The sequence below is a fragment of the Hafnia sp. HMSC23F03 genome, assembly GCF_001816025.1.
Taxonomy (GTDB): Bacteria; Pseudomonadota; Gammaproteobacteria; order Enterobacterales; family Enterobacteriaceae; genus Hafnia; species Hafnia paralvei.
This window is the reverse complement of the sequence record NZ_KV824217.1, coordinates 13,476-28,733: the sequence shown is the minus strand read 5'-3', so window position 1 is coordinate 28,733 and position 15,258 is coordinate 13,476. Positions and strand designations below refer to the sequence as shown.

Annotated in this window: 13 protein-coding genes; 7 read left to right on the top strand and 6 right to left on the bottom strand. The window is 48.7% G+C overall.

Annotated features, from left to right (window positions below):
- The first annotated feature begins 19 nt into the window (after positions 1 to 19).
- From HMPREF3091_RS09210 to lafU, 3 genes are read left to right on the top strand one after another with little or no spacing between them, the layout of a single operon-like run.
- On the top strand, positions 20 to 706 hold the full coding sequence (locus HMPREF3091_RS09210) for a FliA/WhiG family RNA polymerase sigma factor (RefSeq protein ID WP_035504297.1): 687 nt from the start codon (positions 20 to 22) through the stop codon (positions 704 to 706).
- A gap of 13 nt (positions 707 to 719) precedes the next feature.
- On the top strand, positions 720 to 1,583 hold the full coding sequence (motA, locus tag HMPREF3091_RS09205; protein ID WP_004096831.1) for a flagellar motor stator protein MotA: 864 nt from the start codon (positions 720 to 722) through the stop codon (positions 1,581 to 1,583).
- Positions 1,583 to 2,542 (top strand): putative lateral flagellar export/assembly protein LafU, encoded by a 960-nt coding sequence (gene lafU / locus HMPREF3091_RS09200; protein WP_070715434.1) that lies wholly within the window; start codon positions 1,583 to 1,585, stop codon positions 2,540 to 2,542. Before motA ends, lafU begins: the two co-directional genes overlap by 1 nt.
- A gap of 163 nt (positions 2,543 to 2,705) precedes the next feature.
- On the opposite strand, the gene xylB is transcribed toward lafU, so the two are convergent.
- Both xylB and xylA read right to left on the bottom strand, forming a co-directional pair.
- Positions 2,706 to 4,169, bottom strand: coding sequence for a xylulokinase (gene xylB, locus HMPREF3091_RS09195; protein WP_070715432.1), 1,464 nt, complete (start codon positions 4,167 to 4,169; stop codon positions 2,706 to 2,708).
- A 77-nt stretch (positions 4,170 to 4,246) separates the two neighbouring features.
- A complete protein-coding gene (gene xylA / locus HMPREF3091_RS09190; protein WP_070715430.1) occupies positions 4,247 to 5,566 on the bottom strand; it encodes a xylose isomerase in 1,320 nt (439 codons plus the stop codon).
- A gap of 377 nt (positions 5,567 to 5,943) precedes the next feature.
- Here xylA and xylE point away from each other — a divergent pair, with 377 nt between their 5' ends.
- The 3 genes from xylE (at position 5,944) to HMPREF3091_RS09170 (ending at position 10,220) form a co-directional block, all read left to right on the top strand.
- Positions 5,944 to 7,419: a D-xylose transporter XylE gene (gene xylE / locus HMPREF3091_RS09185; RefSeq protein WP_070715429.1), complete on the top strand. Its 1,476-nt coding sequence runs from the start codon at positions 5,944 to 5,946 to the stop codon at positions 7,417 to 7,419.
- A gap of 113 nt (positions 7,420 to 7,532) precedes the next feature.
- Positions 7,533 to 8,714, top strand: coding sequence for a D-xylose utilization transcriptional activator XylR (gene xylR, locus HMPREF3091_RS09180; protein WP_070715427.1), 1,182 nt, complete (start codon positions 7,533 to 7,535; stop codon positions 8,712 to 8,714).
- Positions 8,715 to 9,218: 504 nt separating this feature from the next.
- Positions 9,219 to 10,220 (top strand): lysozyme inhibitor LprI family protein, encoded by a 1,002-nt coding sequence (locus tag HMPREF3091_RS09170; protein WP_070715426.1) that lies wholly within the window; start codon positions 9,219 to 9,221, stop codon positions 10,218 to 10,220.
- Positions 10,221 to 10,270: 50 nt separating this feature from the next.
- On the opposite strand, the gene HMPREF3091_RS09165 is transcribed toward HMPREF3091_RS09170, so the two are convergent.
- Positions 10,271 to 11,266: an acyltransferase gene (locus HMPREF3091_RS09165; protein WP_070715424.1), complete on the bottom strand. Its 996-nt coding sequence runs from the start codon at positions 11,264 to 11,266 to the stop codon at positions 10,271 to 10,273.
- Between the two features lie 274 nt (positions 11,267 to 11,540).
- Between HMPREF3091_RS09165 and HMPREF3091_RS09160 the strand changes: the two genes are divergently transcribed.
- Complete coding sequence (locus HMPREF3091_RS09160; RefSeq protein ID WP_039186060.1) at positions 11,541 to 12,773, top strand: MFS transporter; 1,233 nt, start codon at positions 11,541 to 11,543, stop codon at positions 12,771 to 12,773.
- A 51-nt stretch (positions 12,774 to 12,824) separates the two neighbouring features.
- Here the strand turns inward: HMPREF3091_RS09160 and fabY are convergent, their stop codons facing one another.
- From fabY to HMPREF3091_RS09145, 3 genes are all read right to left on the bottom strand, one after another.
- A complete protein-coding gene (fabY, locus tag HMPREF3091_RS09155; RefSeq protein ID WP_004096794.1) occupies positions 12,825 to 13,754 on the bottom strand; it encodes a fatty acid biosynthesis protein FabY in 930 nt (309 codons plus the stop codon).
- A gap of 81 nt (positions 13,755 to 13,835) precedes the next feature.
- Positions 13,836 to 14,273, bottom strand: a complete 438-nt coding sequence (gene dtd / locus HMPREF3091_RS09150; RefSeq protein ID WP_004096793.1) for a D-aminoacyl-tRNA deacylase — start codon at positions 14,271 to 14,273, stop codon at positions 13,836 to 13,838.
- A 9-nt stretch (positions 14,274 to 14,282) separates the two neighbouring features.
- Positions 14,283 to 15,179, bottom strand: a complete 897-nt coding sequence (locus HMPREF3091_RS09145; protein WP_070715422.1) for a virulence factor BrkB family protein — start codon at positions 15,177 to 15,179, stop codon at positions 14,283 to 14,285.
- Between the last annotated feature and the right edge of the window lie 79 nt (positions 15,180 to 15,258).

Sequence of the window (15,258 nt, the reverse complement as noted above, 5' to 3'; positions counted from 1 at the left end):
AACACGATCAATGGAAATAATGGATTTTATGGCCAATGAGTCGCTGTCACCAGCGCAGGAAACGCAGTATCTCACGGCGTATCTGCCGCTGGTTAAGCGCGTGGTAAAGCAGCTGTCTTATCAGACCAGCAGCGTTCTCGACCGTGAGGACATGGAACAGATCGCCCTAATGGGGTTGCTCTCGTCCTTGCGTCGTTATGGTCATCCTGACGAGCAATTCGGGGCTTATGCTATTCACCGGATCCGCGGAGCCGTTTTGGATGAACTGCGCCAGCTAGATTGGCGTCCGCGCCGATTACGTCAAAAGACCCACAAACTTAATGACGCCATTCGTGAATTGGCGCGAGAGCTGGGCAAAGAACCTAGCTACGAAGAGATTGCAGCACGACTCGATATTACCGCGCAGGAGTATCAGGAATACCTGCTGCTCGATTGCGCTAAATCACTCGAAAGCCTAGATGATTTACTTTCTAACGACGGCGTGGGCTCGGCGCTCAATAGCCGTCCGTTGGAAGAAGAGATGATGGTCAGCAATGCGTTGCGCGTAGCGTTGGCCAGCCTCGACAAACGTGAGCAGCTTATCTTGAGCCTCTACTATCAGCATGAAATGAGTCTGAAAGAGATTGCACTGGTGCTGGATCTTACCGAAGCCAGAGTCTGTCAGCTCAATAAGAAAATTACAGAAAAAATTAAAAGCTTTTTCTAGAAGTGGAATCACTATGCAGAAATTATTAGGTCTGATTATTATTTTCGTCTGTGTTATCGGCGGCTTCATCATGTCGGGTGGACGATTGGCTTCTTTTTGGCAACCTGGCGAAATTGTGATCATCCTTGGCGCGGGCTTAGGTGCGATGGTTTTGGCAAATCCAAAACACGTTTTGATTGAGATGTGGCACCAATTCCGCGGCGTATTACGGAAAAAAGAATATACCGACGAATATCAGCGTCAGCTGCTAATGCTGTTGTATGAGCTGCTGGAATTGGTTCAGGACGGTGGTTTGAAAGTGCTGGACGAACATATTGAAGTACCAGAAAGCAGCTCGCTATTTCAGAAGTACCCGCTGATTCTGCGTGATAAAGATCTGGTGACTTTTATCTCTGATAACTTCCGTTTGATGGCGATGGGAAAAATTAACGAGCACGAACTGGAGGGGATCCTTGAGCAAGAGTTGGGAGCAATGGAAGAAGAGCTTCTACTACCTTCTCGTTCGTTGCAGCGTACTGCAGAAGCGATGCCGGGCTTTGGTATCTGCGCGGCGGTGCTGGGGATTATCATTACCATGCAGTCTATCGATGGCTCTATCGCCATTATCGGTATTAAGGTGGCCGCGGCGCTGATTGGTACTTTCTTAGGCGTGTTTATCTGTTATTGCTTGATGGATCCCGTGGCCAATGCCATGGAACAGCGTGCTAAAACGCAGATGGCGATTCTGGAGTGTGTACGTACCGTGTTGGTTAACCATGTCGCTGGAAAACCAACATTGCTCGCCGTAGATGCCGGACGCAAAATGCTGCCAATGGATTCCAAACCGACCTTCGCCACTCTGGACTCTTGGGTTAATCAGATGGTGGGGGATAACTGATGCGAGCCCCAAAAGGTAAAGGTCACACTACAATCATTAAACGTTCTGCACGTAAATCGCATGATGCGATTCACGGTGGGGCGTGGAAGGTTGCCTTCGCTGACTTTACTCTAGCAATGATGGCGCTATTTATGGTGCTGTGGATTATGGGGTCAGTCACCGAGGAAGAGCGCAAAGAAATTGTTTCCAATCTAAACGGCGAGTCTATTTTTGATGGGATGTCGCTAAATCCTATTGCCCAAAAAAGTTCCGGTGGGGGACGTAATCCTATTCTTGAAGGTAAGCGCAGCGGCGATGATGAGGAAGACGGTAGCGGCTCAGGGCCTGATGAGGGAGGCGTTCAGAGCGATAAGCAAAAACAGGCTGTAGCTGATATGGTCAATAAAACGGAATCCCTTGAAGAGATCAACAAACGCTCACAACAAGAAATGGAAGAGCTGGCACGCATCATCATGCAGGTGACCTCGGCTTATAATGCCCAGACCAATATGAAGATGGAGATTGTGCCACAGGGGCTACGTATTCTGGTACAAGATGACCAAAAACGTGAAATGTTCCAACGCAGCAGTGCTATTTTGACACCGTTTTTTAACCATCTGCTGAGAGATTTAGCGCCAGTGTTTAATAAGCTGGATAACAAAATCATCATCACGGGTCATACCGATGCTTCCCGCTATCGAGATCAGGAGATGTATAATAACTGGAACCTGTCGGGCGATCGTGCAATGGCCGCGCGCAAAGCGTTGGCTCGCGGTGGCTTGGATATGAGTAAGGTATTGCAGGTTAACGCCATGGCTGACCAGATGCTATTAGACAACGATAAGCCCCTGAGTGCCGCCAACCGTCGAATTGAAATTATGGTGCTGACACGTACAGCTTCTGATTCTCTGTATCAGTTTTTTGGCAACCACGGTGAGAATGTGGTGAAGCCAATAGCGGATAAGTTGAGTAAGCGATAGCTTTTGGCTGGCTGGTCGCTTCGTCGTATATATAAAATAAAACCGTATGGATGAAATCGTATAGGTGAAAGCTTTAACCGCTGACACCTATACTATTAGGGTTCTATGCAATTGAAACTAGCGGACACATCCTTTCCCAACTTTTAGCAAAAGCACATCATCCCTACATCGTTGGCGCTGTCAATGGTTCCAATACCTTATACAACTCTCTGAAAACTTTGCGTCTTTTCTGATAGCACGCATGGCGAGCAGCGTCAGGCTTATGCATTTGCTCCAATGGAAGCTCAGGCAGCAGGTCTGCAAGCGGGGTATTTGGATGCAGTGCTATCTGGGCTAAACGCGCCGCGCCAAGAGCGGGCCCCACGTCTCCTCCGGTGCGATATTCCAGCGTTTGCCCGCTGATATCAGCCAGCATTTGCCGCCAATATGCGCTGCGAGCGCCGCCGCCGATGAGTGTAATACTGTGCGGTTTGAGTCCCGTAGCGTGCAGGACATCCATGCCGTCTGCGAGCGCATAACCCACACCTTCCAACACCGCACGGCACAAATCTGCACGTTGGTGCTCATGGGTTAACCCCCAGAATGCGCCTTTGGCTTCCGGATTATTATGCGGTGTGCGTTCCCCTGAGAGATATGGCAAAAACCACAGTGGAGCTTCAGCCGGAGTGCTATTTTCTACTTCCTTTAGCAGTTCAGCCACACTGCGAATACCTGTCAGTTTAGCCACCCAGTCGAGACAAGAGGCCGCGCTCAGCATCACTGACATCAAATGCCATGTATTCGGTAAGGCATGACAGAAGCTGTGTACCGCGCTTTCAGGGTTACTCAAAAAACCGTCGCTCACGGCAAAATAGACACCGGATGTTCCCAGCGACAGCATGGCCTGACCTGACTGGTATAGGCCAACGCCGACGGCACCTGCCGCGTTATCGCCGCCGCCGGCGATAATCGGTACCACAGGCATGTGCCAGCGTTCTGCGAGAGTTGAAAGCAGTTCACCCGTGATTTGTGAACCTTCGAATAGTGCAGGCATGTGGCTGCGCTTTAACCCTGTGGCGGCCAGCAATTCATCGCTCCAGTCACGCTTGCCAACGTCTAGCCACAGGGTTCCGGCCGCATCAGACATATCGCTGGCGAATACGCCACTCATTTTCCAACGTAGATAGTCTTTCGGTAGCAGTACCTTATCGACCTGCGCAAAGATCTCCGGCTCATGTTTAGCCACCCATTTTAGCTTGGGTGCGGTAAATCCGGGCATCATTAAGTTGCCGGTTATCTGGCGAGAATTAGGAACACACTGCTCTAGCTCTCGGCATTCCTGTGCGCTGCGTCCGTCGTTCCACAAGATCGCTGGGCGTAGAATTTTGTGCTGTTTGTCTAACAGTGTCGCACCGTGCATTTGACCAGTCAGGCCAATCGCTCGTACAGCGCTGAGCGAGCGATGTTGGCCTAGCGCTTGAATCGCTGCGTCAGTGGCCTGCCACCAGGCATCAGGGTTTTGCTCCGACCACAGCGGGTGCGGTCGATTCACCTGCAACGGTTCGCCGTGGCTGGCAATGACCTTGCCGTCTTCACTGAGTAATATGGCTTTTACGCCGGAAGTCCCTAAATCAATACCCAGATACATGGTGAAACTCCTGTCATGGTTTGGTGTTCATCAAAAACCTCTCCCTGACTGGGGAGAGGTTAAGGGAGCGATACGTATCAGCCGAAAATATAGCGATTAACCACGTTTTCCAGCAGCTCTTGATGCCCGCTTTGGTGCTGTGGTGCCAGCTGGTTTTGCTGAGCGTATTGCGCAATTGTGTCCAGAGAGAGTTTACCTTGCAGGATTTGCTGACCAAACTCACCGTTCCAGCCTGCATAACGCTTAGCCACACGACGATCTAATTCGCCATCTTCAATCATTTTTGCTGCGATCTTCAATGACAGCGCCATCGTGTCCATCGCGCCAATATGACCATAGAACAGATCATATTTATCCGTGCTCTGGCGGCGAACTTTCGCGTCGTAGTTTAAACCACCGGTGGTGAAGCCGCCCGCCTTGAGAATTTCGAACATAATCAGCGCGTTTTCTTCAACGCTATTGGGGAACTGATCGGTGTCCCATCCCAACTGTGCGTCGCCGCGGTTAGCATCGACGGAGCCAAAGATACCTAAGGCAATCGCGTTAGCAATTTCATGATGGAAGGTGTGACCCGCCAGCGTGGCATGGTTGGCTTCGATATTGACCTTAATCTCTTTCTCTAAGCCGAACTGTTTCAAGAATCCGTAGACCGTGGCGACATCATAATCGTATTGGTGTTTGGTCGGCTCCTGAGGTTTTGGCTCAATCAGCAGTGTTCCTTGGAAGCCGATTTTGTGTTTGTGATCGACAACCATCTGCATGAAGCGGCCTAACTGCTCGCGCTCTTGGCGCAAATCCGTGTTCAGTAATGTTTCATAACCTTCACGGCCACCCCACAGCACATAGTTTTCACCGCCCAGTTTTTTGGTGGCCTGCATTGCCTGACAAACCTGAGTGGCGGCCCAAGCGAAAACTTCAGGATTGGGATTAGTTGCCGCACCTGCACCGTAGCGCGGATTGGTAAAGCAGTTAGCCGTGCCCCACAGCAGTTTCACACCGCTGGTTTCTTGCTTCTCGGCAAGCACATCGGTCATTGCGGCAAAGTTGTTGATGTACTCTTTGAGCGACGCGCCTTCCGGAGAGACGTCGATATCGTGGAAGCAGTAGTACGGCACATTGAGTTTGTGGAAGAACTCAAAGGCCACATCCGCTTTACGTTTCGCCTGAGCCAGAGCCTCACCCGGCTGCTGCCATGGGCGATCGAATGAGCCGATACCGAACATATCGGCGCCGTTCCAGCAGAAGGTATGCCAGTAACATGCGGCGAAGCGCAGATGGTCTTCCATGCGCTTACCAAGAACAATTTCGTCTGGATTGTAGTGGCGGAAGGCTAAAGGATTGGTGCTGTTAGTTCCTTCAAAACGGACACGTTCTAGTTGATCGAAATAAGCTTGCATGGTGATGCCCTCAAAATAGGTTCAATGTACTCAACCCCTCCATCTTGAAAGCCTATTTACGACAGCTCAATTACGATATTTCACACTGCCGTTAAGAGAATTATTAAGTGTGTTCCATATCGCAAAAATTCCTAAAATAATAAAATTAGCAACAAAACATGATGATTGTCATAAAAAACACAATTCATAACTGAGAAGTAAAATATGGCAATTGTTTTAAGTCTGCGACCACCGGAGGATTAATGGCGAGTTTTATTACTCTCGAAGAATACTCTCTTATCTGATTTATTAATATTTCACTCTATGGACAGAAATAAAAAGAATTTTTATTAAAAATCAGATGTTGCATGTCTAAAAATCAAGGCAGGGCAATTAACATGAAACAGCATTACAACTCATCCTACATCTTTAGAATTACGCTTGTCGCCACTTTGGGAGGGCTGCTATTTGGTTATGACACCGCCGTTATTTCAGGTACCGTTGATTCCATTAACCAAGTCTTTGTACAGCCTCAAGGCTTAGGTGAGGCGGCGGCTAACTCGCTGCTTGGCTTCTGTGTTGCTAGCGCACTGATTGGCTGTATTATTGGCGGCGCTATGGGGGGATATCTTAGCAATCGCTTTGGTCGCCGCAATTCGTTAATGATAGCAGCATTGCTATTTCTTATTTCTGCTATCGGTTCTGGCTGGCCTGAATTGGGGCTTAGCGATATTAACCCCGATGGCGGGATCCCCGTTTATTTATCCGGCTATATACCAGAGTTTGTTATTTATAGAATTATTGGTGGCGTGGGTGTGGGATTGGCCTCGATGCTTTCACCTATGTATATTGCAGAAGTTGCACCGGCCGATATTCGCGGGAAGTTAGTTTCATTTAATCAGTTTGCCATTATATTTGGCCAACTCATGGTCTATTGCGTTAATTATTTTATCGCCCGCTCTGGCGATGCGTTGTGGCTCAACAGCATCGGCTGGCGTTACATGTTTGCTTCAGAGGCCCTCCCTGCGATCCTCTTTTTTGGTCTTTTGTTTACCGTGCCAGAAAGTCCTCGTTGGCTCATCGCTCGCGGTCAAACTCAACGTGCAGGCGATGTATTAACGCGCATTATGGGGAAACTACAGGCCGATGTAGCGCTGAAAAATATTACGCGATCGTTGAATAATACAGAACATACCAGTGGACGCCTGATGATGTTTGGTGCTGGAGTGATCGTTATTGGCATCATGCTTTCGGTATTCCAGCAATTTGTCGGCATTAATGTGGTGTTGTACTACGCACCAGAAGTCTTTAAGACCCTCGGCGCGAGTACTGATATTGCGTTGCTACAAACGATTATCGTAGGCGTTATCAACCTAACCTTTACCGTGATTGCTATCATGACGGTGGATAAGTTTGGTCGTAAACCGCTGCAAATTATCGGCGCACTCGGGATGTCATTGGGGATGTTTGGCTTAGGAACGGCATTCTATGCTCAACTTTCTGGCGTAGTGGCCTTGGCTTCGATGCTGTTTTATGTGGCGGCTTTTGCCATGTCATGGGGACCGGTTTGCTGGGTTCTACTGGCAGAAATTTTCCCTAACGCGATCCGTAGTAAAGCGCTGGCAATTGCCGTTGCTGCTCAGTGGATAGCTAACTACTTTGTTTCCTGGAGTTTCCCGATGATGGATAAAAACTCCTATCTGGTCGCCCATTTCCATAACGGTTTTTCTTATTGGATTTACGGTGTGATGGGGATTCTTGCGGCGTTGTTCATGTGGAAGTTTGTGCCTGAAACTAAAGGTAAATCTTTGGAAGAACTGGAGTCACTCTGGACTTATCGCCCACGTGCGCAGGAGCAAGATATTAAAGTGTGAAATCGGTCATACTCATCCGGCACAAAGCCGGGTGAGTTTTCTACAAACATCATTTCCCATTGTTTATTCTGGTTTACCTTTTCTCATCGCCATCACTGTTCAATGGAGTCAGCATGTTTGCCAAACGCTATCGCATTACATTGTTATTCAATGCCAACAAAGCGTATGACCGCCAAGTTGTCGAGGGGGTGGGCGAATACTTGCAGGCTTCCCAGTGTGATTGGGATATTTTTATCGAAGAAGATTTCCGCTGTCGCATCGACAATATCAAAGACTGGCTGGGCGATGGCGTGATTGCTGACTTTGACGATCGCGAAATTGAAGCTTTGCTTCGCGGCGTTGATGTTCCTATCGTGGGCGTGGGGGGATCTTACCATCGTGAAGAGGATTACCCGCCGGTTTCCTATATTGCCACCGATAATCATGCGCTGGTCGAGAGTGCATTTATGCATCTCAAAGAGAAGGGGATTAACCGTTTTGCTTTTTACGGTTTGCCTAGCAGCAGCGATAAACGCTGGGCACAGGAACGCGAGTATGCGTTTCGCCAGTTAGTCGCTACTGAACAGTATCAAGGCGTGGTGTATCAAGGGCTGGAAACCACGCCAGATAACTGGCAATACGCACAAAACCGCTTGGCTGACTGGGTGCAAACGCTGCCGCCACAAACCGGAATTATTGCCGTAACGGACGCGCGCGCACGTCATCTATTGCAGGTGTGTGAGCATTTGGATATTGCTGTGCCTGAAAAAATCAGCGTTATTGGCATCGACAATGAAGAGTTAACCCGCTATTTGTCGCGGGTCGCTCTATCGTCAGTGGCGCAAGGGACTCGCCAAATGGGTTACCGTGCGGCAAAAATGCTGCACCAGCTGTTGTCGAGTGACACTCCGATAGCTCCGCAGCGAATTTTAGTGCCTCCGATGCGAGTCGTAGAACGACGATCGACAGATTTTCGCTCGTTACGCGATCCCTCGGTTATTCAAGCGATGCATTTTATCCGCCACCACGCCTGTAAGGGAATTAAGGTGGAACAGGTGTTGGATGCGGTAGGGATGTCTCGCTCCAATTTGGAGAAACGTTTTAAAGATGAAACAGGGCATACGATCCACGCCGTGATCCATGAAGAGAAACTCGATCGCGCGCGTAATTTATTGATCGCTACCTCGCTGTCGATCAACGAGATCTCGCAAATGTGTGGCTATCCATCGCTGCAATATTTTTATTCGGTTTTCAAAAAAGGCTACCAGATGACGCCAAAGGACTATCGCGACCGCTATGGCGATAATATGGCTTAATCAGAGGGGATATCTCGGGTGCCGCCTATCAGCTGACCCTGATAGTTTGGTTTCACATCAAAGCGGCTTAATTGCTCTAATCGTCTATCACGCCGCTTAGGATGTAATCCGCTAATTGCCAATTGACTGGCGCACCTTGGTAATAAGGCATGATTGTGCCTTTTTGAATATTAAGAACAGGGTGTGAGGCTGAGTTCATCATCCTCCATACCCCTGTTTGGGGACATTCATGTCCACTTGCTCGCTGAATGCCGAGCGGCTTCCGTGTCATTTCGTTTTGATTCTGAGATACAAGTTCAGTTGATAAGTAAGCAAAATTATTACTTTCTATTCTCATGACATCCTCAATCTATAAAAAGAAAGAACGCCTTTGAAAAAGCGGCATGAAAGAGAAAAATCTTAAATTAATAAAGTTAACCCTAAACTAATAAATGATTTGTTGGTTAATGTATTGCCAAATATAATCGTTGAGAATAATCCGATTTGATATTACTAGGTTTTTATATGTGTATTAGAAACACATTAATCAGGTTCTTTTTCGTTGTGTTACTGGGGATAGCCAGCAGCCAAGCGATGGCGGTTAACTGCCAACGTGCCTCGACACCTCTTGCAAATACCATCTGCAACAATGATGAACTCCACTGGCTGGATAGCACGATGAGCATCATCTATCGGGCTATGCTGGTGAAAGATGACTCACTTAAAGTGCATGAGTTATATGAACAGTGGGAGAAATCGCTGGAAAAATGCACGACGGATAGCTGTATTGAACGTGCTTATTATGAAGGTATCAGCACCTTGTCGGACGCCGATCTCCACTTTAAGTGGGATGGTCCATGGTGGAACATAAGTGCAGCTAACATGAGTGGCGGGACTATTCAGTTTAGCCGCAGCAACGAGTGGGGATTTCATATTGATATCCATGTATGGGCAGGAGTCAATGGTGATGAATTTGCTGCAGAAGCGCGTAAATTTTACGGCGTTGGCATTGTCGATCGGGTCATCGATAGCAGTAACTGTAAGCTGTTGTTGATTCCTAAAAAAGACGGTTCTTTGCAGATTCACAGCAATGCCGACTGGGGCTGTCGAATGACGATGCCCAACGGCGTATATATCGATGGTCAATATGTTCGCGCGACCAAAGATCCACGTCCTAAACCTACTTTGCAGTCTATTGGGATAATTTCTGAAGCCAGTCGTGATCAACAGTTTCGCCAATTAGTCGGTGACGACTATCAAAACTTTGTTGATACTGCGAACGTTTATATCTACAGCGAGGATTTCGATAATATCGGAGCCCGTGTTATTTCAATGTGGGTGCGTGGAGCATCTAACACGCGCGCCGCCATCATCATGTATACGCCTGAGGGCGATATGTGGGCGGCCCGTATCGTACCGGATAAAAACGGTCAATTAGCGATGCGTTATTATAGTTCGAAGAATAAAAGTGAGCAGATGATGCCTAGAACGTTGGCATCATGGAAGCTTCATTTTATGGAGAAGTAGTACGTCTGCCTAACCCCCATCTTCACAGAGTGGCGATGGGGTTCATTCCATTACGATACCCATCCTTTTCTGTCTATTTTTCCTAGCCCCCAACTGCATGCCAAACTTCCCGCCAGTGCTAGCCCAAAGACCAAGAAAATATCCAGTAGTGGCCAACTTTTGATGTCGAAATGATGAGTGCGAATGAAGTGGATAAAGAATGCATGGAAGCCATAGATGGCGAGGGAGTGGCGTGAAATAAATGCCATCCATCCTGCTTGAGAATGGTTAAAGTTATTTTTGAAGAACAGCAAAATAGCGCAGCTGGCGATGAATACCAGCGGGCCACAGTACATATAATAGGTATCAGCAAAGCCGCCATTGTGCTGCGTTTGGCGATAGGTCGAGAAGGCAATGGCGAGTACGCAGCCAATGAATATCAGCGCAGCGCCCCAAGAAATACGTGCTCTTTCGGTATGTAGCATGCCTAAAGCACGTCCCATGAGCGCATACAGCAGGTAGTAAAACATGTCGCCGGAAATATGAAGATTTACGGGCAACAGCTTTATACCTGCATAGCTATAGGCTGGCAGGTTAGGATTGGCGATAACGGCGAGCACCGCGACCACGACGACCAAATAGCGGGCGCTGACGGCGCGAACGCTAATCAGTGGTGAAATAATATACAGTGCTAAAATCGCGTAGAAGAACCACAGGTGATAAAACACCGGTTTGACAAGGAAATAGCGAACCGAAAGCCACGGATTTATATGGGTAAGCGTGCTGATATACAGCAATCCCAACGCGCTATAAAACAGTAAGCAGCGCAGAACATGCAAAACATGTCGCCCCTGAGCCGATTTTTCACCGAAAAAAAGATAGCCTGAAATCATGAAAAACAGCGGCACACACACGCGTGAAGCCGAATTCAGAATGTTCGCTACGCCCCAATTAAATATGCCAATGCTGAATCCATTGGTGACGTAATATGTCGTAGAGTGGATCATCACGACCATCAAGCAGGCAACGGCGCGTAGATTGTCTATCCAAATGATTTTCTGACTCATGTCTGTGCGTCAAACCCTTACCTGAATTCCGCTTACCGTCCACGGTGCCTTTTGTTAAAAACAGGTTAACCTTCCATCCCCTGCAACGGCAATCAGAACAATGCTCAAGCTTAATCAGGATTTATGTTTTGAGTTACACATCACTGATTGCCAAGAGTGACAATTGGCGGCAAAATAGCCACCCAGCCTAATGTTGTTCGTAAGCTTTAATCTGTTAATCAACACATCGCCGGGTTTCTTTTTTCTTTTCTGAATATTCAAATAACTAATAAATATGCAAAAGTCTCTTTCCGCCGCAGGGCGATTGGGCCGACAGGCGCTGTTATTTCCGCTTTGTTTGGTTCTCTATGAATTCACCACTTATATCGGTAACGATATGATTCAGCCCGGTATGCTAACCGTGGTGCAAGAATTTAATGTTGGCCAAGAGTGGGTGCCAACCTCCATGACGGCTTATCTGGCTGGGGGAATGTTCCTGCAATGGTTGCTAGGTCCCTTGTCGGATCGAATTGGGCGCCGTCCGGTGATGTTGACCGGCGTGGCCTATTTTGTCGTGACCTGTTTGGCGATCTTACTGGCGCAAACGATCGAGCAATTTACGCTGCTGCGCTTTTTGCAGGGAGTGAGCCTGTGCTTTATCGGTGCCGTAGGTTATGCCGCGATTCAGGAGTCCTTCGACGAGGCGGTGTGTATCAAAATCACCGCGCTGATGGCCAACGTAGCGCTTATCGCACCTCTGCTTGGGCCGCTTGCCGGAGCGGCTTGGGTGCATGTGCTTCCGTGGCAAATGATGTTTGTGATGTTTGCCGCACTGGCGGCTTTTGCGTTTTACGGGCTGTGGCGTGCCATGCCTGAAACCGCAACGCGTCGCGGTGAGAAGCTTTCGTTACAGGCATTAGGCTCGGACTACAAGCAGGTACTGTCTAACCGCCACTTTTTGTGTGGTGCACTGGCGACAGGCTTCGCTAGCCTGCCACTGCTAGCATGGATCGCACAGTCTCCGGTTATCATTATTAGCGGAGAAGGGTTAAGCAGCTACGATTACGGTTTGCTACAGGTGCCCGTATTTGGCGCGCTGATTCTGGGCAACTTCACGTTAGCGAAATTGACTAGCAAACGCAGCGTGCGCTCTTTGATCAAGTTGGGCGCATGGCCCATGATGTTTGGGTTAGCGTTGGCGGCTATTGCGACGGTTCATGCTTCTCATGCCTATCTGTGGATGACGGCTGGCCTGAGCATCTATGCTTTCGGTATCGGTATTGCTAACGCCGGTTTGTATCGCTTAACGCTGTTCTCCAGCGATATGAGCAAAGGGACAGTGTCTGCCGCAATGGGGATGCTGAGCATGCTGATATTTACCGTTGGCATTGAGTTAACCAAGCACGCTTATCTGCTGGGCGGTAATAGTTGGTTTAGCTTGTTTAATCTAATGAGCGGAATCATCTGGCTGACGCTGGTGGTGCTATTCTTGCGGAATAAACAGGTGGGTATGCCGCAGGCAGCATAAGCGATTTGTTATCCCCCTCGCCTTGGTTGGAGAGGGGCGATATCAGGAAAGTTACTGAATATTTCCCTCTTCATCATCCTCTGTTGCTGGTAACACCATGTAGGTGCCTTCAAACACAGCGCCGGCGTGTTCATCACCGTATAAGTTAACTGAAAGCTGCACTCGAGCCTTACGCCCACGCGCTAAGCGATCAAGATCGCCGCTGACAGAGCTGAGATCGGCCACCGCTCGTGGACGGCCAGTAATCGGCGCGCTATAGCGAATATGGGCATCTGCCAGAATAATCGTTCCCCCAAGATGCCGTTCACGCAGCAATAACCAAATAAGTCCCCAGCCTGTGAGCGTGGCGAGTGAAAATAGACTCCCTGCAAACAGCGTTTGATGAGGATTTTGATTGCCTGACTCGGGCATGGTTGTCACGAAACGCTGACCAGTATATTGGCTGATACGTACGCCCATTTTTTCGCTGAGCGGAATATTTTCGTACCAAGCTTTTTGCAGCTGCGCGCACCAGTCGGGGCGGTGCAAGATGTCATCTAATGTCGCTACGGGTTTAATCATAAGAAAGTGGCGCACGGGTGTCGTTTGCGGAGCGGTAATTTCGCCCTGATTTTCGAAACCGAGCTTGGCAAAAAACTCTACGGCATCTTCACGCGCGCTACATACTACGCGCTTAACCCCTTCTTGGCGTGCCACGGACTCCAGCGTCATTGCCACTAGCGTTCCTAGGCCTTTGGCCTGTACAGCAGGATCTACGGCGAGAAAGCGGATTGAGGCTTCATTATCGGCATTGATATACAAGCGCCCAATCGCCACGGGCTTTCCCGACTCATCGACCACCATTTGATGATGCGCCATGGCATCATAGGCATCTCGCTCCGATCCCACTGGCTGATGTAGCGGCTTACGCAGCATCTCCCAGCGGAACTGGTAATAATCTTTTAGCTCTTGCTCTGTAACTGGAACTCGCAGGTGATACATGACTTGCTCTCTCTCATCGTACAATCGCAAAGATACAGATAAACATCATGGCTTGAACACACAGCCTGAGCGCTAAATAGCCTAAACTTGAAGCCAGAAAGTGACCGGCCCATCGTTAAGTAACGAAACCTTCATATCTGCCGCAAACTGCCCTGTCTGGGTATTTATCCCGGTCTCACGGCACTGGCCAACAAAGTATTCATACAGGCGTTCGGCTTCGTCTGGAGCCGCCCCACCAGAAAAACTTGGGCGCATGCCTTTTTGGGTATCAGCTGCCAACGTAAACTGAGAGACCACCAGTACACTGCCACCAGCTTGTGTAACGTTAAGATTCATCTTGTCGTTTTCATCACTGAAAATGCGGTAGCCGAGTACTTTATCTCTGAGTCGTTGAGCCTTCTGTTCGTTATCATCTTTTTCAACACCCAGTAATACCAGTAGCCCTGGGCCAATTTCACCCACGGTATTCCCCTCAACAACAACGCTGGCATGGGTGACTCTTTGAATTAACGCTATCATTTCGTTTCTCTATTCCTTATCGTTTTCTGGCGATGTTGGTTGAATTTGCTTACTTTCTTCTCGCCTTTCTCGCTGGTACATCGCGCGGTATTCGCTCAATGAAGCGGTGATCTCCGCTCCGAGCAGGACAATACACCAGCTCCAATAGACCCACACAAACAGTATCGGGATCACGGCCAACACGCCATAAATCAATTGATACGACGGAAACATTGTTACGTATAAGCCAAAGGCTTTTTTACCGAGTTCAAACAGCAATCCTGCGACTATCGCACCACATAGAGCATCACGGGCAGGGACTCTTTGAGTCGGCACCACGCAATAAATTAACCAGAAGCTGGCGCATGACAATAGCAACGGGAAGATACGTAGTATCTGATCGACCAGTGAATACACGCCGGTCATGGCTAGCCAGCGGATCGATAATAAATAGGTGCTGATTGCCATACTGGCACCGACCAGAATCGGCCCAAGCGTAAGTACCATCCAATAGATGGCAAATGAATACACAATAGGGCGCTGGGTACGGCTGCGCCAAATGTGGTTGAGTGCGCCATCGACGGAAGAGATCACCAGCAATGCGGTCACAATCAGCCCAACGGCACCCACGGCGGTCATTTTGCTGGAGTTTGCAACGAACTGTTCGAGATAGGACTGCACCACATCACCGGCCGCAGGGACAAAATTGGTGAAGATAAAGTGCTTTAGCTGCTCGGAAACTTCGCCAAACATCGGAAACGCCGCGAATAGGGAGAAAATAACCGTGACGAGCGGAACCAACGAAAGCAGAGAGATATAGGCCAGACTGCCCGCCATCATACTCACCCGATCATGATTCACTCTGGCCCATAGCAAACGCCCAAAGGAGACGCAGGATTTAGCAGACTGTCGAGAAAACAGGGACATAACCCCTCCTGAAAACAACGCCCAGACAACGAAATTGCTGCCTGAGCGATTAAACATCTTTTAATGTTAACGTTTTCTT